Below are 25,271 nucleotides of genomic sequence, written 5' to 3'. Positions count from 1 at the left end.
TTATTTTACTTTTATTTCAAAAGCTTGTTTTCCTTCAATAGTTCCTGTTAATATGTCATTTTCTACTACTTTACCAACACCAGCTGGTGTACCTGTAAAAATAATATCTCCTTTTTTTAAGGTAAAATACTGTGACACATAACTTACCAACTCATCAATCTTCCACAGCATGTTTGATGTATTTCCATCTTGAACCACCTCATCGTTCTTTAGTAATTGAAAAGAAATATTTTCTAAATCAAACTCTTCTTTTGGATAAAACTCTCCAACAATAGCACTTCCATCAAAAGCTTTGGCCTTTTCCCATGGCAATCCTTTTTCTTTACACTCAGTTTGTACATCTCGTGCAGTAAAATCAATTCCCAATCCGACTGTGTCATAGTACTTATGAGCAAACTTTGGAGAAATATGTTTCCCCACTTTATTTATTTTTACCAATACTTCTACCTCATAATGCACATCATTTGAAAATGGCGGGATAAAAAATGGCATTTTCTTTGGAAGAATAGCCGAATCTGGCTTCAAAAAAACTACAGGATTCTCTGGTCTTTCATTCGCTAATTCTTCTATATGTTTTGCGTAATTACGCCCAATACAAATTATTTTCAATGTTGATTTGTTTTTACGTTTGACTTAGAGATTTCTCACTTTCATTCGAAATGACAGCTGGTTTTAAGGTATCCAAGTTTTTGGGAAGTTTGGCTTACGTTTTTCTAAAAACGCATCACGTCCTTCTTTTGCTTCATCGGTCATATAAGCTAAACGAGTTACTTCACCCGCAAACACCTGTTGACCAACCATTCCATCATCCGTTAAGTTCATTGCAAACTTTAACATTTTTATTGAAGTTGGTGACTTTGCTAAAATTTCTTGTGCCCATTCAAAAGCAGTTTGCTCCAATTCGTCATGAGGAATAACAGCATTTACCATTCCCATTTCATAAGCTTCTTGAGCCGAATAATTTCTTCCTAAGAAAAAGATTTCACGCGCTTTCTTCTGCCCTACCATTTTAGCTAAATATGCTGATCCATACCCTGCGTCAAACGAAGTAACATCAGCATCGGTTTGTTTAAAAATCGCATGCTCTTTACTTGCTAACGTTAAATCGCAAGTTACGTGTAAACTATGTCCACCACCTACTGCCCAACCAGGAACCACACAAATTACTGCTTTTGGCATAAAACGAATTAAACGTTGTACTTCTAAAATATTTAATCGGTGATAACCATCTTCTCCTACATATCCTTGATGCCCACGTGCATTTTGATCTCCTCCAGAACAAAAGCTCCAAACACCATCTTTTGTTGACGGTCCTTCAGCTGATAATAATACAACTCCAATATTAGTATCTTCATGTGCATCATGGAAGGCATCTAATAACTCAGACGTAGTCTTAGGACGAAATGCATTACGCACATTTGGTCTGTTAAATGCTATTCTTGCAACATTATGCGACTTTTTATAAGTAATATCTTCGTATTCTTTGGCTACTTTCCAATCTGGTTGTATCATAATTTTAAAATATTGTCGTTATTTAGATGTACAAAAATAACATAATAACTTTATTTTTCTTTTCTATATTTGAACGATATAATTTACCCCCAATATGAAACAAGTTTATTTAGTATTTGCTTTATTAATTAGCACCAGTCTTTTTTCTCAAAAAGTAATTTCTCAAAAAGTTAATTCCAGTGAATTAGGCACAAGTAGAAATATTAAAGTTTACCTTCCTAAAGGTTACGATGTAGATGAAACTACCAATTATCCTTTAGCGATTATATTGGGTGATGAATATCTTTTTGACTTATATGTGGGAAATGCAAAACTATATGCCAATGTAGATAAAGCACCAAGACAAATTGTTGTAGGTATCGACATGAAAAATACGTATGCTAAGGATATTTCGATAATTCCTGCTAACAATGCATTGACAACTTCTGGAGTTCATTTTTTTAATTTTATAAAACACGAACTAATTCCATTTATGGAAGGAAATTTTAGAACTTCCGCTTTTATGACGATTGTTGGCGAAGGAAAAGGGGCTAATTTTATCACACATTATTTAAAAGATGAGCAACCTGTTTTCAACTCATATATCTGTATTACGCCAGACTTTCCTCAATTTGCTCCAGTTATTATAGATTCATATTCATTGAACAGATTAGGCTCTATTGATAACACTTATTTTGTATACACTAGCAACAACAAAAAGTATATCGACACTGACCAATACAACCGTTTTAGTGACATTAAAACATTATTAACCTCATATGAAGCTAAAAACTTACATGTAAACTTTGATGAATTTGAAACTGCTCCGAGTTATCTTTCCATGATTGGAGAAACCATTCCAAGAGCATTCACACAAATGTTTGCCCTGTATTCAAAAATTACAAAAGAAGAATTTGAAGCTAATGTTAAAGATTTAGCTCCTTTAGATGCTATTAAATATGTAGAGAAGAAATACTTAGACATCCAGTATTTATATGGTTCAAACTTAAATGTTCGTTTAGATGATATTTTTGCTATTGAAGATATTGTAATTGACAGACAAGATGGGGACTACCTAAGAGTACTAGGAGATTTTGTAATGATAAAATACCCAGACTCACACATGGGGGATTTTTATATCGGTAAATACTATGAATTAGGAAAGGACTATGAAAAGGCAGATTTTTACTATAAAGCTGCTTACGGAAAAATGGATCCTTCTGATCCTAATACCAATGCTTTTTACGAAAACATTAAACGTGTTAACGACTTAATGACCACTGTAAAAAAAGAAAAACCTACACAAGAAAATACAGAAGATGAAAATCAAGAACAACAAGAAGAAGATAAAGAATAGTTTATTTTAATACTATTCTATCTTCTTGTAATTCTATTTTTTTACTTTTATACAAACTGCCAATAGCTCTCTTGAATGCTTTTTTACTCATTTGTAAGTGAAATTTAATTGATTCAGGAGAGCTTTTATCTGTTAATAGTAAAAAACCTTTTTCTTGTAGTTTATGTAAAACTTTATCTACATCTGAATCAATTACATTCATAAAACCTTGTGGACGAAGTGAAACATCAATTTTTTCATCTTCACGTATCTTTTTTACATACCCCACAGTACGCATTCCTTCTTCTATATCGTTAAAAACTTCATTGTTATACAATAAACCTTCATATTCTTCATTAATCAAAACTGTATAACCTAATGCAGTTTGTACACCAATTACTAACTCTACCTTATCGCCTTCTTTTAATTCCATCTTATAAGTTTTTAAAATAGTTCTTTAAAACTACATCATTTATTTCTTTTGGAGTAAAAACTTCCATTATTTTAGGTTGATTTGATTCTGCATAAAAAGTAGCTAAGCTACTATCCAATTCTTTTAAATCTTCAACTGAAACATAGTCAAAACCATACATTTTTGCTAAATGCTCTGCTGTTAAATTATGAGGTGTTTCAAAATAATCTGCAGCATTGGTTGTTAGCGGACCAGGAATGAATCTAAAAATACCACCTCCTGCATTGTTTAAAATAATAATTCTAAAGTTCTTTGGAGTATTAGTATTCCACAATGCATTACTATCATAAAAGAAGCTTAAATCTCCTGTGATAAATGTCGTAGATTTATTAACAGCAAATGCTGCTCCTACAGCAGTACTTGTACTCCCATCTATTCCGCTTGCTCCTCTATTGCAAAATACTCTCAAGGTCGGATTTACATTAAACAACTGCGAATATCGAATAGTAGAACTATTGCTAATTTGCAATTGGGAATCATTCGGAATTTTTTGTAAAATACTTTCAAATACTTTCAAGTCAGAATACTCACAAATTTGCAAATAAGCATCATGCTTTTCTTCTCGTTGAGTCTTCTCTTCTAACCATATTTGTTGATAATCGCTTTTAATATCCTTATTTATCTCACACAAATTTGTTAAGAAATCTACTGGATTAGTTTGTACAAACTCAGATAGACAATGATAGGTATCCATTGCTTTTAACTCATCTATATGCCAGTGGTCTTTAGGTGGTGATTTTCGTAAAAGCTGTTTGATTTTTTTTGAAATCACCATACCTCCTAAAGTTACTAAAACTTCTGGTTTAAACACTTCAAATTGCTCTACTGACAAAGGAAATATAACTTTATCAATACTATTAATAAACTTAGGATGATGTAAGTTTGAAGTTGTTTCAGTTAAAATGATTACAGAACTATTTTCAGCAAATAATGATAGTGCTTTTTGTAGTTCAGAATCTGGAAAACTACTTCCCACTAAAATCATTTTCTTAATCGAAGAATTCCAAATAGATGAAAATTTTTGATAATCTATTTGAGATTTCTCGACTGCGCTCGAAATGACATTCAAAACATCAAAAGATTGCTTCACCTTGTTCGCTATGACAGGGTATTCCTCATTTACAGTTTCATATAAAGGCTCATCAAATGGAACATTGATATGAACTGGTCCTTTTTTGATGATAGAAGCCTGAAAAGCTTCAACTAATAAATCAGTATTGTTTTTTAATTTATTTTCTTCTTCGATCAAATTCGCTGAAAACAGGATATGATTTTCAAATACATTCTCTTGACGAATGGTTTGCCCATCACCTATATCAATTAAATGCTTAGGTCTATCCGCAGAAATTACAATTAACGGAATCTGACTATAATACGCTTCAGCAATTGCAGGATAATAATTCAACAAAGCTGACCCCGAAGAACAAGTTATAACTACAGGCTTTTGAGTTTGTTGTGCAATTCCCAATGCAAAAAAAGCAGCACAACGCTCATCTACCACACTCAAGGTCTTAATTTTTGGATGATTTGTAAACCCTACTGTTAACGGTGCGTTTCTCGATCCTGGAGATATAACAACGGTATCAACATCAAATTGATGACATACAGAAATAACTAATTGTGCGAGTTCTTTTTTTGGGAACATTTTATAACGTTAAAAAATGCCATTTCGAAAAAGGATAAAAATCTTTATAAATAAAAAGATTTCTCCCTTCGGTCGAAATGACATTATATTTTCTACCAACTAAGTTGGTTAATTTCCTTTTTTATAATCTGCTAAAAATTTAGCTAAACCAATATCAGTTAATGGGTGTTTTAACAATCCCTCAATTGCGCTTAAAGGACCTGTCATAACATCAGCCCCAATTTTAGCACAATCAATCACATGCATTGTGTGACGTACTGATGCAGCTAAAATTTGCGTATCGAATAAGTAGTTATCATAAATCTGACGGATTTCTTCAATTAAATTCAATCCGTCTGTAGAAATATCATCTAAACGACCGATAAATGGCGATACATATGTAGCTCCTGCCTTTGCTGCTAATAATGCTTGACCAGCAGAAAACACTAGTGTTACATTCGTTTTAATTCCTTTATCAGAAAAATATTTACATGCTTTAATACCATCAGCAATCATAGGTAACTTTACTACGATTTGTGGGTGTAACGCAGCTAACGCTTCTCCTTCCTTTACCATTCCATCAAAATCAGTAGAAATTACCTCAGCAGAAACATCTCCTTCTACAATTTCACAAATAGCTTTGTAGTGGTTAATAATATTTTCTTCTCCTGTAATTCCTTCTTTAGCCATTAACGAAGGGTTTGTAGTTACTCCGTCTAAAATACCCAAAGCTTGCGCTTCTCTAATCTGATCTAAGTTAGCAGTATCAATAAAAAATTTCATCTGTTATATAAATTATGTAGTTGTGTTAAAACCTTAATACTTTGCGCGTTACTTTACTTCTGAAACAAATTATAACTTCCAAATTACTCACCTATTTGCTTCAACCGCTAACGCACTGCGAATTTACAATTTATAATGATTCATTAGGAGTTTTTCGTAAACTTTATCAGGCAATACTCTTTTTAAAACTACGGAGAATTTTTCCATAAATCCACCTACTTTATAATGAATATTTGGGTTTTTATTTTCAATAATTTGATGAATTGCTTTCGCCATTAATATTGGATCTGCCCCAGAATCAACATGAGTATTCATCAAAGCTAAATTCTCCGCATATTTCTCCTTATAAGCAGAATTTTCAAAAACAGGTGTATGATATCTACCTGCTGCAATATTGGTAGCAAAATCACCAGGTGCAATATTTACCACTTTGACTCCAAAACTTTTTACTTCCATACTTAATGCTTCAGTCACCAATTCTAAAGCTCCTTTACTTGCTGAATAAATTCCTCTAAAAGGCAACCCCATATAACCTGCAATTGAAGTTGTATTAATAATCATTCCTGATTGCTGTTTTCGCATATGAGGCAACACCGCTTTAATCACATCAATAACACCAAAGAAATTCGTATTAAAATTACCACGCATTTCATCTGTCGGTGTATCTTCAATAGGACCAGTAATTCCTTTTCCTGCATTGTTAATCAACACATCTATCTTTCCTGCTTTTGTCACCACATCTTCAACTGCATTTTTAATTGAAGTCTCATCAGTGACATCTAACGCTACCATATGAAACGGAACATCTACCTTTTCTGGATTTCTACTTGTACCATATACCACATAACCTCTATCATGCAAATACATAGCGATTGACTTACCTATTCCTGAAGAAGCTCCTGTGATAAAAACTGTTTTTGACATTGCTCTAATTTTAAACAAATATCTTAAAGTTACCCTCAATAAAAAAACTTTAAAAACTTATCTTAGCATTTTCTCACTCAAGAACAACAAGAACAAACACTATGCATAAAAAAACATTTTTTACTTCTGTTTTTATTTCATCTTTGATGATTTTAATTACTGGATGTTCATCTATTTCAGCCCAAAAAAGTACAGCCTTATTTTCAAAAAGCGAGAAGTTTACCCGTCAAGATTCCTTACGAGGTTCCATTACTCCAGAAAGATCTTGGTGGGATTTAACATATTACCATCTTAACATCTCTGTTGATCCTGATAAAAAATTCATCAAAGGGAAAAACACCGTTCAATACAAAGTTTTAAAACCTCATCAAGTTTTACAAATTGATTTGCAACCTCCTTTAAAAATTACCAAAGCAACTCAAAACAATAAAGATTTGAAAGTTATTTCTGAAGGGAACGCTCATTTTATCCAACTAGAATCCCCTCAAAAAACAGGTGAAATAAACGCTGTTGATGTGTATTACGAAGGTATACCTAAAGAAGCTGTTAGAGCTCCTTGGGATGGAGGTTTTTCTTGGAAAAAAGACAATAATGGAAACCATTTTGTGGCTACTTCTTGCCAAGGTTTAGGTGCTAGTGTTTGGTGGCCTAATAAAGACCATATGTATGACGAAGTAGATAGTATGGCTATCAGTGTTCGTGTACCTAAAAACTTAATGGATGTATCTAACGGTCGTTTACGCAACATTGAACAACACAAGGACAATACTACAACCTATCATTGGTTTGTAGATAATCCTATTAATAATTATGGAGTGAATGTAAACATCGGTGATTACGTCCATTTTTCAGAAAAATATCAAGGTGAAGCCGGTGAATTAGATATGAACTATTATGTACTGAAAGACAATTTAGAAAAAGCAAAAAAACAATTTAAGGATGCCCCTAAAATGATGAAAGCTTTTGAATATTGGTTTGGTAAGTATCCTTTTTATAAAGATGGTTTTAAACTAGTAGAAGTTCCTTATTTAGGAATGGAGCATCAAAGTTCTGTAACCTACGGAAATCAATATCAAAATGGGTACTTAGGGAGAGATTTATCAGGAACTGGTTGGGGATTAAAATTCGATTTTATTATTATTCATGAATCTGGTCACGAATGGTTTGCTAACAATATTACCGATAAGGATATTGCCGATATGTGGATTCATGAAAGTTTTACTGCCTATTCAGAAAACTTATTTTTGGATTATTATTACGGAAAAAGGGCATCTGCTGAATATGTTATAGGTACACGTAGTGCTATTCAAAATGACGTTCCTATTATTGGACATTATGACGTAAATAATGAAGGATCTGGAGATATGTACTATAAAGGAGCCAATATGCTACATACCATACGTCAATTAGTGAACGATGATGAAAAGTGGCGACAAATTTTACGTGGGTTGAACTCAGAATTTTATCATAAGACAGTAACCACTCAAGAAATTGAACAATACTTGATTGATAAATCTGGAATTGATTTAAGTAAGGTTTTTGACCAATACTTGCGTACAGTAAAAATCCCAGAATTTGAATACACAATCAAAAACAAGATATTAAAATATCGTTGGACTAATGTTGTTAAAGGATTTAATATGCCTTTAAGAATAAATGTTAGCGGAAAATCTATACTATTGAGTCCTACAGAAAAATGGCAAACTAAGACAATTGATAGCTCTTCTATTGAGGTAGACCCTAATTTTTATGTGTATTCAAAGTCTATGTAAAATAACCTTATGGTTAAGAAGCAAATAAAAAACTTGCTCTTAAACCCGAAAAAGCTATTTTTAATAGATGGTTTAGGAGCATTTGTATCAGCCTTTTTATTGGGGGTCGTGCTGGTGAAGTTTGAAAGTATTTTTGGGATTCCACCATCTACTCTTTATTTACTAGCTATTTTACCTGTATTCTTTGCATTCTATGATTTTTACTGTTATCAAAAAAAGGATAGCAAACAAAAACAATTTTTAAAGTGGATTGCTTTGATGAATCTCTTGTACTGTTCTTTATCTATCGGTGCTGCTTTATATCATTTAGAAACAATTACTAGATTAGGATGGATATATATTTCAGGTGAAGTTATAATCATTATTATTCTCTCTATAACAGAGCTTATAACCGCTAAAAATTAACAACGAAGTAATGTATAAACAAAAAACTCGAATCATAATGATTCGAGTTTTTTTTGTTTATGCAATTAAGTAAAATACGATTAGTACTCTAACTTTTTTAAGTAATCTAATTTTTCTTGCCAAATATCTAATTGATCTTTGAACTCATCAATTCCTTTACGAACATTCTGCACTAAAGGATTGTCTTCTGTAGCATTAGAGATAAAGCTTAAATTGTTTTCTAATTGTTGCATTTCACGAACAGTTTCATCTATTTTCTTACGAATAAAGAATTGCTCGCTATCTAATTTCCTATAATCTTCTTGAGATAAGTACGTATCAACTAAGCTCTTAAACTTCATCATTTCGATATCATTTCTGCTCATATCTAACTTATCTAAATGAGCATCCATAGCTTTATTAAATTTCTCATCTAAGTAACGTGCATTTCTTGGCAACGCTCCTAAATCTCTCCATTCAACCAAAGTCTTTTCTACATCTTCTTCTGTTGTTATCTCAGCCGTTTTAACTTCTTCTATAAAGTCTTTTTTAGCTTCGACAACTGCTAACTGCTCTTTATTTTGTTCATTTTTACGAGCATGAAGTCTATCAAAATAATAATTACAAGCATCTTTAAAACGTTTCCAGATATCATCAGAAAATTTTCGAGGCACATGTCCTATTTTCTTCCAATCTGACTGTATACGTTTCATGGTATTGGTAGTTTCATTCCAGTCTTCACTATCTTTAAGACTTTCCGCTAATTCTATCAATTCCATTTTCTTTTTTAAATTCTCATTCTGAGAACTTTTTTCGTACTTATAAAAAGCATTCTTTGCGGTGTTAAACTTTTTAGTAGCCGCTTTAAATTCTTGCCAAACAGCCTCACTTTTACTATAAGGTAACTTTCCTATATCAAAGTATTTTTTACGCAATTTTTCTATTTCAGCAATACTTTTTTGCCAATCGTTATGCGTTTGATTTTTAGAAGTATCATATGCTTTAATCTCAGCAGCTACTGCCAATTTAGCATCTATCATTTCTTGATACTTAGATTTTAACTCTTTAAAAAATTGATGACGCTTGTCATGTATATTCTTAGTAGCCTCACTAAACCTACCCCAAACTTCTTCTCTGTTCTCTTTCGCTACAGGCCCAACTTCTTCTTTCCACAAGCGGTGTAACTCTTGCAATTCTTTAAATGCAGCATTAACATCTTCGACATCATTTAATGCCTCTGCTCGTTCTATCAGCTTTAATTTCTCTTCTAAGTTATGTTTAAAATCTAACTCTCTAAAGTCTTTGTTTAAATGTAATAAGTCGTAAAAACGCTCAACGTGATGATGATACGTTCTCCAAGTATCATTATACTTTGTTTTAGGAACCGCCCCTATATTTTTCCAACGATTTTGAATCTCTTGAAAATCGTTGTACATTGTTTTTGGATCTGCCTCTTCTATTAAAGCTTTTAACTCTTCAATTAGATTATTTCTTCTATCTAAATTGTCCTTTAACTGATTTTCTAACTGAGAATAGTATGCATCACGTTTCGTTTTGTATTCTCCAAGTAATGTGTTATACTCTGTTTTTAACGGGCTAGAAAACTGAAAATCAATAGAATTCCCTCCTTCTGCTAAAAATGCTTCTTTTTTATCAGCTAACAACTTACCAAACTTAGAATTAAATGCTATTTTAATAGCATCTACATTTGATTTTAATTGCTGAACAGGATGGTTTTTTAATAGCTTTTTTAACTCTGAGACTAATTTTTCCAGCTCCATTGAAGCATAATCAAGCATTGGTATTTCATGCTTTTCATCAGCTTTTTCAGCTTCATTAGCCACTTCGTTCTCTACTTCATTTACTGCTTTTTCAGTATCTTCATTAGCACTTACCTCTCCTTTAGTTATTGGTTGTTCTACTTTTTCTTTATTATTTTCTAACATATCTACAATGTTTAAGTTCCTATATTTTAGACTATAAATATACGGATTCTTAGAGAATACCAAATTTTATTTTATAGTTATGCTTTAGTTATCATTCCAAATTTTCCACGCTTTTTCAGCTTGTAGCTCTAACATTTCTAATCCGTTTTTTATAATAGCTCCCTTTTCTTTTCCTTTTCTTAAAAAAGTGGTTTCTGACGGATTATATATCAAATCATACAACAGATGTTTATCTGAAATATACTCATATGGAATATCCGGACAAGCTTCGATATTAGGATGTGTTCCTAATGGAGTACAATTTATAATAAGGTGATAGGTTTTCATTGTCTTTTTTGTAATTTCATTATATGAAATTTGTTTTTTACCCTCAGGATTTCTTGAAACAAACTTATATTTAATCCCAAGGCTTTCTAATACAAAAGCTACTGCCTTAGATGCTCCTCCTGTACCTAAAACCAATGCTTTTTTATGATGCTCATTTAGCAAAGGCTTGAGTGATCTTTCAAAACCATATACATCTGTATTATATCCTTTCAACCTTCCCTTTTTAGTTATTTTTATGGTATTTACAGCTCCTACCTTTAAAGCTTTTTTATCTATTTTGTCTAAAAAATTAAACACCTCTAGTTTATAGGGAATGGTAACATTCATTCCTCTTAACTTCTTTTTGTTTTCTTTTATTTTTTGAGGTAGTTCATTTATTGATTGTATATCAAAATTGATATACTCATGATTTTTTAATGCTAGTTTTTCAAATTTACTAGTAAAGTATCCGCGAGAAAATGAGTATGAAATATTTCTTCCCACCAAAGCATATAAATGCTTATTTTCTTTTTCTACCATAAAATTCAATAATTAAAATCAACCCAACCCCAACAAGAATGAATCCGATAGAAATCCATGTTTCTTGACTTTGAAAATCAGGCATAAATCGTTGATAGTTTTCTATTATTCTATTCCCGTTTTGATCTAATAAAAAAGTTCCTTCATGGGTTTTATAAATAGTTTCTTTCCATGGCCAAACAATACCTAGCGACCCTGTAATGAACCCAATAATAATTGCAGTTACAATTTGATGCCATCTTTTTAAGACATAACCCAATACATGAGAAATAGAGACTAAACCAAACGCCGAACCTGCTGTAAAAACACCTATTATTTTTAAATATCTAACTTTAGTAGCATCATTAAAAACCTCAAAATCGCCCGATAACAAACTCGTTATTACATTTCCTAAAACATTGACACTATCTACCAACAACAAGACATAATTCCCTAGTAATATTAAAATAAAAGATCCCGAAAGCCCTGGTAAGGTCATTCCCGAAACTCCAATTATTCCACACAAAAACACAAACCAAAGGTTATCATTTTCGGTAGCAGGAGTCATAAAACTTATTGCAATACCTACCAAAGTTCCTACTAACAACCCTATAATTGTTCTAGGCCTCCAGTCGTTAAAATCTTTTGATATATAGTAGATTGAACCTATAATCATTCCAAAAAACCACGACCAAACATACAGCTCGTAATTCCTCAAAAAATAATCTAAAACTAGGGAAACACTAAAGTAACTAAACATGCTTCCCATCATTACCCATACTAAAAATTGTAAATTGGTATAATCTGAAAAGCTTTTGTAGCGACCGTTGATTAATAATTTAAATGCTTTTGCATTTATTCTTTGAAAAGTATAGATCAGTTCTTCATAAAACCCCATCACAAAAGCTACCATACCTCCTGAAACTCCTGGTATTTTATTGGCTCCGCCCATTACCAGCCCTTTTAAAAAAAGATTGATTTTTTGCGATAGTGTACGCTCTTTATACATGCTAATTAATTAGAACCCTAAATTAGTTATTTTCTATTGTTTTTTTACCGCTATTTTTTCAAGCAATAAAATTAAACCAAAACCTACTAGAGCTAATACCACAGCATACATTATTTGTGAATTTCCTTCGTAAGAAAATGGAGAAATCGACAATTCATTAAATGGAACTTGTTCTCCATGTGAATTCATTCGATAAGTTAGTACTCTTTTCCAAGGCCAAATCTTATTTAAAGAACCTATAATAAACCCTGTTAAAGCTACTAAAGTGTAATTTTTATAGTTTTCAAACAAATATTTTAAAACCCTAGAAAACGACAGCAATCCAATAATAGCACCTAAACCAACGACAGCTATTGTCGTTAAATTACGGTTGTTCACAGCTGCTAAAATTGGTTTATAAGCTCCTAAGAGAACCAACACAAAAGATCCAGAAATCCCTGGAAGAATCATAGCACAAATAGCAATAGCTCCTGCTAAAAAGATAAATGGCAATGAAGAATGCTCTGATACTAATGGATTTAACGTAGTGATATAATACGCTAACATTGCTCCTAATACTAACAAAATTATCGAAACAATATTCCATTGTGTAACTTGTTTAGCGATATAAATAATACTTGCTAATACCAATCCAAAGAAAAACGACCACAATAAAATAGGTTGGTGTATAAGTAACCATGAAATTACTTTAGCTAACGAAACAATACTAATAAAAATTCCGACAAAAAGTGATGCCAAAAAATTCCCATTTGCTTGTTGCCATGCAGCTTTTACTCCTTCTTTTTTTAAGGTTTTTAGCAACTCTATATTAATATTACTAATAGAACTTAAAAGCTCTTCATAAATCCCTGAAATAAATGCGATAGTACCTCCTGAAACACCTGGAACAACATCTGCCGCCCCCATAGCAATTCCTTTTAACATGATTACGAGGTAATCTTTATTTGTTCTACTCATTAATGTTTGGTTATTTTTCTTCTTTAGATTTAAAGTTTATTAATCCTTTTTTCTTTGGTTTTACACTATCTTTTACTTCTTCTTTTTTCTTTTTTTTCTTGTTCAATCCTAGTTTCCTACCTAAGTCTTTAAGATTATTAAAGTTTACTTGATATGAAATACCTACTCCTTGGGTATACCCTTCTTCCTCTGTAGAATACTGTACCTCATTTTGACGATTAAATACAGTACCTCTTAAACTACCTTCTTCATTTAGCAGTACCTCAACTTTTACTTCTCCTACAACACTTGTTTGGGTATTAGCACCAACTGGCACTCCTACCTTTCCATTAACTAGAACTCGATCGCTCAATTGGGTAGATACAGATACATCAACTTGATCATCAGAATTAAGATTATCTACTTTACCTCTGTCTCCTTGTGTATATCCTAAACCTAGCTGAAACTTATTCTCTTTGCTATTTAACATGTTTGTTAAAATACTTGAAGCTATTTCTGAAGCTGTCCCTGTAATTCCTGAGCTTGCACTATTTCCTATTGCATCTTCATTATAAAAAGTTCCGAAAGCTAACAGAAATGAAAAATGCTGCATTTTTGTATTTAAATCATTTTCATTTAAAATAAATTCTAACTCAGAACTTACTGTTGAATTTGCATTAGGAATTTTTATATCAAACTCTTGTTTCGAGCTAAATAATCCTCCTGTAATTTTTGTATAAAGATCTATTGGAATTTTACGATTTGAATTGATATTATCTAACAACTGTGCAGGGTTTGCTTTGGTTCTATAAACAGCAGTAATATCCAACTCAGCTTCATAAGGATTTCCATTCCAAGAAATGGTTCCTCCTTTTTGTACAGTAAACGGTTTGGTTATTCCTGCATATTTAAAGTTGTAAAACCCATTATCAACAGTGAAATCTCCAAACATATTAAACTTCCCACGTGTGTCAATATCAATAAATAAGTTTCCTTCTCCACTACCTTTTAATTCACTTCCAGACACTTTATCTATCACCACTTGCGCTACTGCATCTTTTGTAACGGCTAAATTCAATTTCAAATCTAACCCTTTAATATTTTTAATTACTCTTCCTTTACCATCTTCCTCTTCTTTTCCTGTTTTAAAACGAATCAGTTTATAATTATCAATTGTTTTAACATCACTTAATGGAATTACAAACAAAGTACCTTTATTCGTTCTTCCATTTACATCAATATCCAAATTACTAGTAAGTCCTCTAATCTTAGCTTCTCCATTTAAAAAACCTGTTCCGTAATATTGTGCCTCTTCCGTTTCTTGAGTATCTAACACTAATAAGTTACGTGTATCAATATCAAAGTTTAAAAACCAATCTTTAAAATTTTGATGCGCTATACTACCTGATAAGTTTCCTTGTGTTAAATACTTGGTGTCTTCTAGTATTATATCTTCAAAAATAAACTCTTGTTTATTAAGGACAATACTTGTATTTCCTGTCAAATCAAAATCAACATTCAGGTAAGGAAAAGATAATCCTACATTTTCAAAATTAAGCACGCCATCAAAGTCAGGGTTTCTAAAATACCCTTTTGCAGTAAAATTTCCTGTCACCTTTCCTCTTAACCTTGATAATACATCTTCTCCTAATGGACTAAACGCTGCTATTTCGTATTCTTTTAAATAGATTTCTAAATCCATTGTAGGTCTTTCTTTAGAAAAATCTATTCCACCTGTTGCTGAAATATTCTTAGCTTTTTCACTTTCTAAGGATAGATTGACATCATACTTTTCATACGAATTATCACCAGTTACATTTAATGCTAAATTTCCTTGAGGAAAATCATTTATACGGAAATCTTCTACATACAAATTACCTCTGGGATCAACTATATTATTTTCTTCTTTGAAACTTAGTGTTCCATTTAATTTTCCATCAAGTTTTAAACTATCAATAGTTGGCAAAAAGCTTTTTAGTTTTACTTTTTCAAAAGATGCTTGTAAATCTTTATAAGTACTATCTCTAACAACTCCTTTAAATCCGATCTTTTGTTCCCCTGATTTAAAGATAAATGGACTTATTGTAAAATCGTCTTTATTTAAATCAAAAGCTACTTTGTTGTTTTTATCTTCGTTTGGGTTGATTAACCAGTCAAATCCTTTGTAATGTACTTTTGATTTTTGAACCCCTATAACCGATTTCTGTATTTCGTTTATCGTATAAAAAAAGTCTAAATTAAAACTCTCAGAGTACTCTTCTCCTCCCTTAAAAACCGACTTAAAAAAAAGTGTATCATTTTGGGTACGGTTTAACAAGTTTAACTTTTCTATATTGTAGTACTTTGTATTTATTTTGTCGGCGGTTAAGTGTGTATTGTACAACGGATTTTTGTTATCCATCCTCAGGACTACACCTTCAATAACATTCTCATAAGCTTTTATTTCAGGTGATTCAAATGTAAGCTTTAATGAGTTTTTATCAGAGTTTATACGCCCTTTTAATCGAGTATTGCTACCAATCGAAACTTGTGGAAGAAATACTTCTATTATTCTGTTGTATATGGTAAAGTCAAAATCTAAAAACTGATTTGGTGTTATCTCGTGTGGGCGATAGTTGGTATATACACTACCCAATGCATTTTGAGCTATTGGCACGAGTTCTTCAAAAGAAAACTTTCCTTTAATATGCCCGCTTACTATTTCTTCAGACTTTATATCAATAGTTTTTATACTATCTTTTACGGAAGAATTCACTTCAAAAATTTTAAAGGGATAGCTTTGCTTTTGATTTGTATATACTAAATTTCTGAATACTGCTTTACCTACGATATCATCAAAAGTATTTCCTGAAATATTCAAATTGATATTTCCTTTTAACTCTGAAATACTATCTCTCGTAAAAAGATTTGTTTTTTTCAGGTCTATTCTTTCAACATTTGCTATAAAATCGAACTTGTTTATTTCAGAAGAAAAATCTGCCAATCCTTCAAACTCCAATTTAAAATTGTCGTCTTCAGCATTTAACAGTCCATCAAACTTTTTGTTTTGAAATTGCCCATTTACTTGTAAGTTTTTGTATTCATATCCATTAAAAAACAAACTACTTACTTTCCCTATAATGGTTGTATTAACATTATCTACATCAAACCCGCTTCCATTTACATCTGCTTTTAATGATATCTTTCCCAACACAGGATCATTAGCAAAAACACCTAAATCAAAATCTTTAAACTCTATTCCTCCATTATACTCAGCTGCATCAATATTACTGATGTTTGTCAATTGAAGATCTGAAATAGTGGTTCCTACTTCAGATTGTACTGTTAAAGTAGCATCCATTTGTTCTGGAGTAACTTTTATCAATCCGTTCAGCGTAAAGTTTCCTAACCTTTGAAACTCTGTAGGTAATGTTTTTCCTAATAAGTTAGGTAATACATTTTTTAATTGACTATAATTGGCAGTTACATTATCTAAATCTGCATCAAAGACAAAACCTCTACTTGTTTTAACCGCATTAACAAATCCCATATTTCCAATAATCCTCATACCTCCTCTTGAATGTATTCGAACATTATTGGCACTAAAATTATTCAGAACTCCATCAACACTCCCGCTTAAATACAAAAGATCATTTCCTCCGATTTCATTATAAAACTTATGTAAATCTTTTACTGAGACCGTACTCTCATGGAACTTCGCCTTAATTTTTACCTTGTCATTAAAATTCACAAAATCTTTTCGATTGTATGTAAACTTTATATTCCCTTGTAACTTGGATGCATTATCTGTTTCAAGTACCGTTTTTTCAAAATTCATAAATGATTTTGTATAGGTAAAATCAGTAGATAAATTAGATATGTTTACCCCTCTATTTTCTGTAAAATATAAGTTTCTTATTTTCATTGAAACATCAGGTCCTACAATAGAAAAATCTTGTAATTCCCCTCCTCCTTTGTAAGCTGCAAACTGAAGTAATTCATCTTTATTTTCATCCATCAATTTAAAAGTCAAATCTTTCAGAGAAATTTTATCACTTTTAAGGATAAATGGCGTAGCTAAACTATCTTTAGGTTTCCCGTCTTCAAAACTGTCTACAAAAATAGACATGTTATCATTTTTTTCACCTTTATATGTTTTCATGTAAAAGTGAATTCCGCTTAAAGAAGCTTCTCCTAAATCAACTTTATTCTCTAATACACGTTTCGCATTTTGTAAGGAAGTAGTTAGGTTATTAACAAAAATAAGGGTGTCTTTATGATGGTCTCGAATCTCAATTTCCTTTAACTGAACACTTCCAAACCAAGACAAATCAATCTTTTTAACAACGATATTCGTGTTAAATTCTTTATTCACCCAATTCGTTGCATATTTCGCTAATTGACTTTGAACAAAAGGTAACGATAGTAAAATAAAAAGCAAGAGTAAAAAGAGCACAGCGTACTTTAGTATTCTACCTATTATTTTCCCTACTCTTTTAATGATTTCCCTTTTTTACAATCCTAATAAACAAAAGTAATCAGCAAACTGCAAAAATGCTGCCTTATTTTAAAGAAATATCGATTTTAACGAAAATCTAACGTAATATGAATATTTTTGTAACCTAAATCCGAAATGAATTGAGTAAAGACAACATTTATATTTTAGGTATTGAAAGTTCTTGTGATGACACAAGTGCTTCTGTAATTTGCAACGGAAAAGTGTTAAGCAATGTCGTAGCAAACCAAGAGGTACATGCTAAATATGGAGGTGTCGTTCCTGAATTAGCTTCAAGAGCACATCAACAAAATATTGTTCCTGTGGTACAACAAGCTATTGAGAGAGCTGGCATTACAAAACACGATTTAAAAGCCATTGCTTTTACTCGCGGACCCGGGTTAATGGGGTCTTTACTTGTGGGAACTTCTTTTGCTAAATCTCTAGCTTTAGGATTAAACATTCCTTTGATAGATGTAAACCATATGCAAGCGCATATTTTAGCTCATTTTATTGATGAGGCAGGTAGTAAAACACCTCCTTTTCCTTTTGTTTGCTTAACTATTAGTGGTGGACATACCCAAATCGTAAAAATTACCAACCATTTTGAAATGGAAATTTTGGGAGAAACAATTGATGATGCTGTAGGTGAAGCCTATGATAAATCAGCAAAAATACTAGGACTCCCTTACCCTGGAGGACCTTTGGTTGATAAATATGCTCAATTAGGAAACCCAAAAGCTTTTAAATTTACGAAACCAAAAGTAGGTGATTTAGAATTCAGTTTTAGCGGATTAAAAACAGGCATTCTATATTTTATTCAAAAGAACACAAAAGAGAACCCTGACTTTATCAAAGAGAACCTTAATGATATTTGTGCTTCAATACAACATACTATTATTGAAATCTTAATGGATAAGCTCAAAAACACTGTAAAGCTAACTGACATTAAACATATTGCTATTGCTGGTGGTGTTTCTGCCAATTCTGAGATTAGAAAGCGTTTAACTTTAGCTGAAAAACACTGGGGATGGACAACCTATATTCCTAAATTTGAATACACAACAGATAATGCAGCGATGATAGCAATTGCTGGATATTTGAAATACTTAAATAACGATTATTCTGATATTTCAGTAACAGCTCAAGCGCGATTAAAAGTTACTGAATAACTCTAACAAGATAATAATGACTAATTTTAAAAACCGAATTCTTTTTAATATCACCTATTATTTTTTGTGGGTAGTTTACTTTATATTCGCTCGTTTTTTATTCCTATCGTACTATTTTGACAAAACTTCTGAGTTAAAATTCGTTACTACTTTAAAAACGTTTCTATACGGTATTCTATTAGATTTTTCTTTTGCAGCATATATAGCTGCCATTCCATTTTTAATAGCACTTCTTTCTATTTGGATTCCCAAAAACTTTATTAGTAAAATCATTAAAATATATACTTTTTTAATCGTTTTTATTATCAATCTATTTATGTTGATTGATATCGTTTTATACAAATCTTGGGGAGTTCGTATTGATTCAACTTTATTAAATTATATCAATACACCAAAAGCCATGTTAGCTTCAGTTTCAACAATGCAACTTGTTGGTGGGATTTTTATCTGGGTGATACTATCGTTAGGAATGGTCTATTGCTTTAACAAGGTATTAAATAGAATTATTCATAAATTAAAAGGAGGTAGATTTTTAGAAGCTCCTGTTTTCCTTTTATTTATGGGCGCATTAATTATTCCTATCCGTGGTGGTTTTGCTAACATTCCTATCAACCAAAGTAATGTTTACTTTTCAACTAACATGTTTGCCAATCATGCCGCAGTAAATTTTATATGGAATTTTGCTAATACAATAAGTCATAGAACAAATGGAAAAAACCCATATGTTCATTTTAAAAAAGATACTGCAAAACATATTATTGACAAAACCAAAAATCAGCTCTTAACAGCCAACACAGATTCTATTTTAAACACTAAAAAACCTAATGTTATTGTACTTATTTGGGAAAGCTTATCTGCAAAAGCTGTTGGTGTTTTAGGAGGGGAACCTGATGTTACTGAAAACCTTAATAAACTTGCCAAGGAAGGAATTTTGTTTACTAATTTCTATGGAAATGGAGTCAGAACCGATAAAGGAGTTCCTGCTATTTTGAGTGGCTATTACCCTCAACCTACTAATAGCATTATGAAAATTCCTTTCAAAGCTAGAAAACTACCAATGCTTACCAAAGAAATGAAAAGCTTAGGTTATCACACTGCCTTTTATTATGGTGGCGATAGTAATTTTGGAAACATGATTACCTATTTACGAAATGGTCAAATAGATAAAATTGTTGATGGAGCTGAGTTTGACAAAGAAAACTGGAATTCTAAATGGGGAGCACACGATCATATTTTTTTAGATCGATTCATGAAAGATTTATCAGCTCCCAACCTAGAAGAACCCTTTTTTGAAGTAGCTTTAACCTTAACTAGTCATGAGCCATACGAGTTTCCAGGTGACTATAAATTTGGCAAGAACTCTGAAGAGAACCTTTATAGAAGTGCCCAAGCTTATACAGATAAAGCTATTGGAAAGTTTATTGAAGATGCTAAAAAACAACCTTGGTGGGATAACACTTTGATTATCATTTTAGCAGATCACGGACATCCTTTACCAAAACATAAAGGATATTTCAATTCACCAATTCGCTTTCAAATTCCAATGGTTTGGTTAGGAGGAGCTCTTACCAAAACAGGAATTACCGTTGATAATGTAAGTGCACAGAGTGATTTAGCTTATACATTAACTGATATGTTAGGAGGCAATCCAAAACAATTTCAGTTTGGAAAACAAATCTTCAATACTTCTAACAAACAATATGCTCATTTTGTATTCAATAAAGGTTTTGGTACGGTTTCAAAAAATGGAGTTTTTGTGTATGATTATGTGAGTAACAAACCAGTTATTCAAAAAGGCAACTATCAACCACTAGACTCTTTAGGTAGGGCAATAAGTCAAACGGCATATCAAGATTTTCTAGATAAATAACTATAAAATTAGACAACTAAAAACAGTTAAAATCCATTTCATTACTTTTACCCAATGAAATGGATTTTAACTTTATTCTTATTAGCTTCCTTAGCTATACAATCGCAAAACTTACCTAAAGGGTTTTCATATATAAATAATGTATCTCCCACTATACAAAAAGAGTTAAGGTATTGTAGCAATAATAACTTTATTGGGGCTCCTATAAACGGTTATGAAGAAAATATATTAATTGCGACATCTCCCACTGCAAAAGCCTTAAAAAAAGTCCAAGACGAACTTACAACCAAAGGTTTGAGTTTAAAAATATTTGACGCTTATCGACCACAAACTGCTGTAAATCATTTTGTAAAATGGGCTCGTGTTATTAACGATACTTTAATGAAACAACAATACTATCCTGAAGTTAATAAACGTCATCTATTTAAATTAGGATATATTGCTTCAAAATCAGGACATTCTCGTGGTAGCACTGTAGACTTAACCATTGTAGATTTAAAAACTGGTAAAGAATTAGATATGGGAAGTCCTTATGATTTCTTTGGAGTTTCATCTCATATCACCTACGAAAAATTAACAAAACAACAAAAAAAGAACAGGCAGCTATTGCAGAAAGTGATGCGTAAGCATGGTTTTAGACCTTATACAAACGAATGGTGGCATTTTACATTACGACATGAGCCTTTTCCTAAAACCTATTTTGATTTTCCTGTAAAATAATTGTTTTTAACACAACAACAACATTTTTATATAAAATCGGCATTATATTTGTGTAGATTTATTTGCAATGAACAAAAACTTATATTTACTTTTTATCTTTTTATCATGCTTTGTAACATCTAATAGTTTTGCACAATTAGATGGTTCGGTTGGGGGTAATAATGAAGGAACTTCATCTTTCGGATTTAAAACAGCCCCAGCTAAAGAAGTTAAAAAACCTAATGTTCTAGATTTTAGTAATGATAATGGTTTTAAAACTGCTCATAACAAACAACAAAAAGAGCTTCAAAAACAACAAGCTGAACAAGATTTAGAAAATAAAGGAATTCTTACCAAAGCTAAAATTGCCGAAGAACAATACCTAAAAGCCTTTAAGCAAATAAATGGAATGTATAATTATCCAGTTATTGATCAAGATTTAGGAAGTTTTAGCACAAAAGGTAAAAGTGTAAACATTATATGTAGAGACTATCAATATCCAGATGGAGATAGGGTTACTATTTACATCAACAAGATTCCCGTAATAAGCAACTTAACTCTTAAACAAAATTATCAATCTTTTAATTTACCCTTAGATAAAGGTATTAATACCATAGAGATTGTTGCCCTTAACCAAGGAACCTCTGGTCCTAATACAGCTGCTTTCAAAATTTATAATGATGCTGGCATGCTAATTTCATCGAATGAATGGAACTTAGCTACAGGGGCTAAAGCTACTATTATAGTGGCAAAAGAGAAGTAAAACTACATATTACTCATAGCTAAAAAACCGTCCTTAACTTTTAAGCATAACTTTTTTTAAATTACCAAAAACTACTTACTTTTGTAGCTACGTTTTGTAATAAACAAACTTTAAAATAAACAACTAATATATAATGAAGAAAATCACCAAAGAAACCTATATCAATTGGTATAGAGATATGCTATTTTGGAGAAAGTTTGAAGATAAACTAGCAGCTGTTTACATTCAACAAAAAGTAAGAGGTTTTTTACACTTATATAACGGTCAAGAGGCTGTTTTAGCAGGTTCATTGCATGCAATGGATTTGACTAAAGATAAAATGATTACTGCATACCGTAACCACGTACAACCAATTGGTATGGGTGAAGACCCAAAACGTGTTATGGCAGAATTATATGGTAAAGCAACTGGTACTTCACATGGTATGGGTGGTTCAATGCATATTTTCTCTAAAGAATACCGTTTTTATGGGGGTCACGGAATTGTAGGTGGACAAATTCCTTTAGGTGCTGGTATTGCTTTTGGAGACAAATACAAAGGTAGCGATGCTGTTACTTTATGTTATTTTGGTGATGGAGCTGCTCGTCAAGGTTCTTTACATGAAACTTTTAACATGGCAATGAACTGGAAATTACCTGTAATATTTATTGTTGAAAACAATGGATATGCTATGGGTACTTCAGTTGAAAGAACTGCAAACCACACTGACATCTGGAAATTAGGTTTAGGATATGAAATGCCTTGTGGACCTGTTGACGGAATGAACCCTATCAAAGTTGCTGAAGCAGTTGACGAAGCTATTCAAAGAGCACGTCGTGGTGATGGACCAACTTTCTTAGAAATGAAAACGTATCGTTATAGAGGTCACTCTATGTCTGATGCGCAACATTACCGTACTAAAGAAGAAGTTGAAGAGTACAAAAAAATAGATCCTATCACTCAAGTTTTAGATATCATCAAAGAAAACAATTATGCGACTGAAGATGAAATCAAAGCGATTGATAAAGAAGTAAAAGATTTAGTAAAGGAATGTGAAAAATTCGCTGAAGAATCTCCATATCCAGAATTAAATCAATTATACGATATGGTATACGAACAAGAAGATTATCCATTCATAAAATCTAAGTAAACTATGGCTACAATTATAAACATGCCTCGCTTAAGCGATACGATGGAAGAAGGAGTGGTAGCTTCTTGGTTGAAAAAAGTAGGTGACAAAGTTGAAGAAGGTGATATTTTAGCTGAAATCGAAACCGATAAAGCTACGATGGAATTTGAATCTTTTCACGAAGGTACCTTATTACATATCGGAGTTCAAGAAGGTGAAACAGCTCCTGTTGATAGCCTATTAGCTATTATTGGAGAAGAAGGTGAAGATATTTCTGGTTTATTAAATGGAAATACTTCGGCTCCTGCAGAAACAAAAACAGAAGAAGCTCCTAAAGTTGAAGAGCCTAAAGCAGCAAGTTCAAACACTACTATTCCTGAGGGAGTAAAAGTTGTTACGATGCCTCGTTTAAGTGACACCATGACTGAAGGTACAGTTGCTTCTTGGTTGAAAAAAGCAGGTGATAAAGTTGAAGAAGGTGATATTTTAGCTGAAATCGAAACTGACAAAGCTACCATGGAGTTTGAATCTTTCAACGAAGGAACTTTATTACATATCGGAGTTCAAGAAGGTGAAAGTGCTCCTGTAGATAGTTTATTAGCTATTATTGGTGAAGCTGGAACTGACGTTTCTTCATTAGTAGAAGCACACAAAGCTGGTACTTTAACAAGTACTCCATCTACTGAAAAACAAGAAGAAGCTCCTAAAGCCGTAGCAGAAAACAAAACAGAAACAGCAGCTACTCCGGTAGCAACTGTATCAAATACTAGTGGAGGAAGAATTTTTGCATCTCCTTTAGCTAAGAAAATAGCAAAGGATAAAGGAATCAATTTAGCAGACGTTAAAGGTTCTGGAGAAAACGGTCGTATCGTTAAAAAAGATGTAGAAAATTATACGCCAACAGCTAAAGTTGAAGCTCCTGTAGCTACAAGTACTGCTTCTACTCCATCAACTGTAACTAGTTTTGCAATTGCAGGAGAAGAAAATACTACAGAAGTTAAGAATTCTCAAATGCGTAAAGCGATTGCAAAAGCATTAAGTAATTCTAAATTCTCTGCTCCTCACTTCTACTTGAATATTGAAGTAGATATGGACAATGCAATGGCTTCTCGTAAAACCATTAATGCAATTCCTGACACTAAAATATCGTTCAACGATATGGTTGTAAAGGCATGTGCAATGGCATTGAAAAAGCATCCACAAGTAAATACTAGCTGGACAGATAACGATACGTTATTCCACAGTCACATTAACGTTGGTGTTGCAGTCGCTGTAGATGAAGGCTTAGTAGTACCAGTAGTAAAACATACAGATGCATTAAGTTTAACACAAATTGGTGCTGCTGTACGTGATTTAGCTGGTAAAGCTAGAACTAAGAAAATTACTCCTGCAGAAATGCAAGGAAGTACTTTTACAGTTTCTAACTTAGGAATGTTCGGTATTGAAAGTTTTACTTCAATTATTAACCAACCTAACTCTGCTATTTTATCAGTAGGTGCAATTGTACAAAAACCAGTAGTTAAAAACGGAGAAATCGTTGTAGGTAATACAATGAAATTAACCTTAGCATGTGACCATAGAACGGTTGACGGTGCTGTTGGTGCTCAATTTTTACAAACATTAAAAACATATATTGAAAACCCTGTTACTATGCTGGCATAGTTTTTCAATAAAACATAAATA

The 25,271-nt window shown here is 32.1% G+C and carries 20 protein-coding genes; 9 read left to right on the top strand and 11 right to left on the bottom strand.

Going from position 1 to position 25,271, the window contains the following annotated elements; genetic code table 11:
• Positions 1 to 609, bottom strand: coding sequence for a fumarylacetoacetate hydrolase family protein (locus ACQY6M_RS12845; protein ID WP_428742284.1), 609 nt, complete (start codon positions 607 to 609; stop codon positions 1 to 3).
• A gap of 63 nt (positions 610 to 672) precedes the next feature.
• On the bottom strand, positions 673 to 1,512 hold the full coding sequence (locus tag ACQY6M_RS12840) for a 1,4-dihydroxy-2-naphthoyl-CoA synthase (RefSeq protein WP_121147029.1): 840 nt from the start codon (positions 1,510 to 1,512) through the stop codon (positions 673 to 675).
• Between the two features lie 94 nt (positions 1,513 to 1,606).
• Here ACQY6M_RS12840 and ACQY6M_RS12835 point away from each other — a divergent pair, with 94 nt between their 5' ends.
• Positions 1,607 to 2,848 (top strand): alpha/beta hydrolase-fold protein, encoded by a 1,242-nt coding sequence (locus ACQY6M_RS12835; RefSeq protein ID WP_428742283.1) that lies wholly within the window; start codon positions 1,607 to 1,609, stop codon positions 2,846 to 2,848.
• 1 nt (position 2,849) lies between these two features.
• On the opposite strand, the gene ACQY6M_RS12830 is transcribed toward ACQY6M_RS12835, so the two are convergent.
• The 4 genes from ACQY6M_RS12830 to ACQY6M_RS12815 all read right to left on the bottom strand — a co-directional run bounded on the left by ACQY6M_RS12830 (position 2,850) and on the right by ACQY6M_RS12815 (position 6,630).
• Entirely contained in the window at positions 2,850 to 3,260 is a 411-nt protein-coding gene (locus tag ACQY6M_RS12830) for a DNA-binding protein (RefSeq protein ID WP_428742282.1), read from the bottom strand.
• Position 3,261: 1 nt separating this feature from the next.
• Positions 3,262 to 4,944, bottom strand: coding sequence for a 2-succinyl-5-enolpyruvyl-6-hydroxy-3-cyclohexene-1-carboxylic-acid synthase (gene menD, locus ACQY6M_RS12825; RefSeq protein ID WP_428742281.1), 1,683 nt, complete (start codon positions 4,942 to 4,944; stop codon positions 3,262 to 3,264).
• 108 nt (positions 4,945 to 5,052) lie between these two features.
• A complete protein-coding gene (fsa, locus tag ACQY6M_RS12820; RefSeq protein WP_428742280.1) occupies positions 5,053 to 5,706 on the bottom strand; it encodes a fructose-6-phosphate aldolase in 654 nt (217 codons plus the stop codon).
• Positions 5,707 to 5,829: 123 nt separating this feature from the next.
• Complete coding sequence (locus ACQY6M_RS12815; protein ID WP_428742279.1) at positions 5,830 to 6,630, bottom strand: SDR family oxidoreductase; 801 nt, start codon at positions 6,628 to 6,630, stop codon at positions 5,830 to 5,832.
• Positions 6,631 to 6,731: 101 nt separating this feature from the next.
• Between ACQY6M_RS12815 and ACQY6M_RS12810 the strand changes: the two genes are divergently transcribed.
• Both ACQY6M_RS12810 and ACQY6M_RS12805 read left to right on the top strand, forming a co-directional pair.
• On the top strand, positions 6,732 to 8,402 hold the full coding sequence (locus ACQY6M_RS12810) for a M1 family metallopeptidase (protein WP_428742278.1): 1,671 nt from the start codon (positions 6,732 to 6,734) through the stop codon (positions 8,400 to 8,402).
• A gap of 9 nt (positions 8,403 to 8,411) precedes the next feature.
• A complete protein-coding gene (locus tag ACQY6M_RS12805) occupies positions 8,412 to 8,807 on the top strand; it encodes a hypothetical protein (RefSeq protein WP_428742277.1) in 396 nt (131 codons plus the stop codon).
• Between the two features lie 80 nt (positions 8,808 to 8,887).
• Here ACQY6M_RS12805 and ACQY6M_RS12800 read toward each other — a convergent pair whose 3' ends face one another.
• The 5 genes from ACQY6M_RS12800 to ACQY6M_RS12780 form a co-directional block, all read right to left on the bottom strand.
• Entirely contained in the window at positions 8,888 to 10,732 is a 1,845-nt protein-coding gene (locus ACQY6M_RS12800; protein WP_428742276.1) for a DUF349 domain-containing protein, read from the bottom strand.
• Positions 10,733 to 10,816: 84 nt separating this feature from the next.
• Entirely contained in the window at positions 10,817 to 11,578 is a 762-nt protein-coding gene (locus tag ACQY6M_RS12795; protein WP_428742275.1) for a shikimate dehydrogenase family protein, read from the bottom strand.
• Complete coding sequence (locus ACQY6M_RS12790; RefSeq protein ID WP_428742274.1) at positions 11,559 to 12,566, bottom strand: DUF368 domain-containing protein; 1,008 nt, start codon at positions 12,564 to 12,566, stop codon at positions 11,559 to 11,561. The genes ACQY6M_RS12795 and ACQY6M_RS12790 overlap by 20 nt, the downstream gene beginning before the upstream one ends.
• A gap of 33 nt (positions 12,567 to 12,599) precedes the next feature.
• Positions 12,600 to 13,523: a DUF368 domain-containing protein gene (locus tag ACQY6M_RS12785; protein WP_428742273.1), complete on the bottom strand. Its 924-nt coding sequence runs from the start codon at positions 13,521 to 13,523 to the stop codon at positions 12,600 to 12,602.
• Positions 13,524 to 13,533: 10 nt separating this feature from the next.
• A complete protein-coding gene (locus ACQY6M_RS12780; protein WP_428744959.1) occupies positions 13,534 to 17,856 on the bottom strand; it encodes a translocation/assembly module TamB domain-containing protein in 4,323 nt (1,440 codons plus the stop codon).
• A gap of 263 nt (positions 17,857 to 18,119) precedes the next feature.
• Here ACQY6M_RS12780 and tsaD point away from each other — a divergent pair, with 263 nt between their 5' ends.
• The 6 genes from tsaD to ACQY6M_RS12750 all read left to right on the top strand — a co-directional run bounded on the left by tsaD (position 18,120) and on the right by ACQY6M_RS12750 (position 25,250).
• The gene (gene tsaD / locus ACQY6M_RS12775) at positions 18,120 to 19,148 is read left to right on the top strand and encodes a tRNA (adenosine(37)-N6)-threonylcarbamoyltransferase complex transferase subunit TsaD (protein ID WP_428742271.1); all 1,029 of its coding nucleotides are present in this window, start codon (positions 18,120 to 18,122) and stop codon (positions 19,146 to 19,148) included.
• A 16-nt stretch (positions 19,149 to 19,164) separates the two neighbouring features.
• On the top strand, positions 19,165 to 21,018 hold the full coding sequence (locus tag ACQY6M_RS12770) for an LTA synthase family protein (protein WP_428742270.1): 1,854 nt from the start codon (positions 19,165 to 19,167) through the stop codon (positions 21,016 to 21,018).
• A gap of 54 nt (positions 21,019 to 21,072) precedes the next feature.
• Positions 21,073 to 21,738, top strand: a complete 666-nt coding sequence (locus ACQY6M_RS12765) for a M15 family metallopeptidase (RefSeq protein WP_428742269.1) — start codon at positions 21,073 to 21,075, stop codon at positions 21,736 to 21,738.
• A gap of 67 nt (positions 21,739 to 21,805) precedes the next feature.
• Positions 21,806 to 22,480 (top strand): hypothetical protein, encoded by a 675-nt coding sequence (locus ACQY6M_RS12760; protein ID WP_428742268.1) that lies wholly within the window; start codon positions 21,806 to 21,808, stop codon positions 22,478 to 22,480.
• 133 nt (positions 22,481 to 22,613) lie between these two features.
• On the top strand, positions 22,614 to 23,609 hold the full coding sequence (pdhA, locus tag ACQY6M_RS12755) for a pyruvate dehydrogenase (acetyl-transferring) E1 component subunit alpha (RefSeq protein ID WP_408035106.1): 996 nt from the start codon (positions 22,614 to 22,616) through the stop codon (positions 23,607 to 23,609).
• A 3-nt stretch (positions 23,610 to 23,612) separates the two neighbouring features.
• The gene (locus ACQY6M_RS12750; protein WP_428742267.1) at positions 23,613 to 25,250 is read left to right on the top strand and encodes a pyruvate dehydrogenase complex dihydrolipoamide acetyltransferase; all 1,638 of its coding nucleotides are present in this window, start codon (positions 23,613 to 23,615) and stop codon (positions 25,248 to 25,250) included.
• The last annotated feature ends 21 nt before the right edge of the window (positions 25,251 to 25,271 follow it).

Source organism: Tenacibaculum sp. (genome assembly GCF_050290165.1).
GTDB lineage: Bacteria > Bacteroidota > Bacteroidia > Flavobacteriales > Flavobacteriaceae > Polaribacter.
This window is presented reverse-complemented; position numbering and strand designations above follow the sequence as displayed.

Coding starts and splice junctions, on each gene's coding strand:
- menD (WP_428742281.1), bottom strand. CDS start 4,944: ATGTTCCCAAAAAAAGAACTCGCACAATTAGTTATTTCTGTATGTCAT.
- ACQY6M_RS12785 (WP_428742273.1), bottom strand. CDS start 13,523: ATGAGTAGAACAAATAAAGATTACCTCGTAATCATGTTAAAAGGAATT.
- ACQY6M_RS12810 (WP_428742278.1), top strand. CDS start 6,732: ATGCATAAAAAAACATTTTTTACTTCTGTTTTTATTTCATCTTTGATG.
- ACQY6M_RS12790 (WP_428742274.1), bottom strand. CDS start 12,566: ATGTATAAAGAGCGTACACTATCGCAAAAAATCAATCTTTTTTTAAAA.
- pdhA (WP_408035106.1), top strand. CDS start 22,614: ATGAAGAAAATCACCAAAGAAACCTATATCAATTGGTATAGAGATATG.
- ACQY6M_RS12835 (WP_428742283.1), top strand. CDS start 1,607: ATGAAACAAGTTTATTTAGTATTTGCTTTATTAATTAGCACCAGTCTT.
- ACQY6M_RS12830 (WP_428742282.1), bottom strand. CDS start 3,260: ATGGAATTAAAAGAAGGCGATAAGGTAGAGTTAGTAATTGGTGTACAA.
- ACQY6M_RS12815 (WP_428742279.1), bottom strand. CDS start 6,630: ATGTCAAAAACAGTTTTTATCACAGGAGCTTCTTCAGGAATAGGTAAG.
- ACQY6M_RS12795 (WP_428742275.1), bottom strand. CDS start 11,578: ATGGTAGAAAAAGAAAATAAGCATTTATATGCTTTGGTGGGAAGAAAT.
- ACQY6M_RS12770 (WP_428742270.1), top strand. CDS start 19,165: ATGACTAATTTTAAAAACCGAATTCTTTTTAATATCACCTATTATTTT.
- ACQY6M_RS12750 (WP_428742267.1), top strand. CDS start 23,613: ATGGCTACAATTATAAACATGCCTCGCTTAAGCGATACGATGGAAGAA.
- ACQY6M_RS12760 (WP_428742268.1), top strand. CDS start 21,806: ATGAACAAAAACTTATATTTACTTTTTATCTTTTTATCATGCTTTGTA.
- fsa (WP_428742280.1), bottom strand. CDS start 5,706: ATGAAATTTTTTATTGATACTGCTAACTTAGATCAGATTAGAGAAGCG.
- ACQY6M_RS12805 (WP_428742277.1), top strand. CDS start 8,412: ATGGTTAAGAAGCAAATAAAAAACTTGCTCTTAAACCCGAAAAAGCTA.
- ACQY6M_RS12765 (WP_428742269.1), top strand. CDS start 21,073: ATGAAATGGATTTTAACTTTATTCTTATTAGCTTCCTTAGCTATACAA.
- ACQY6M_RS12840 (WP_121147029.1), bottom strand. CDS start 1,512: ATGATACAACCAGATTGGAAAGTAGCCAAAGAATACGAAGATATTACT.
- ACQY6M_RS12800 (WP_428742276.1), bottom strand. CDS start 10,732: ATGTTAGAAAATAATAAAGAAAAAGTAGAACAACCAATAACTAAAGGA.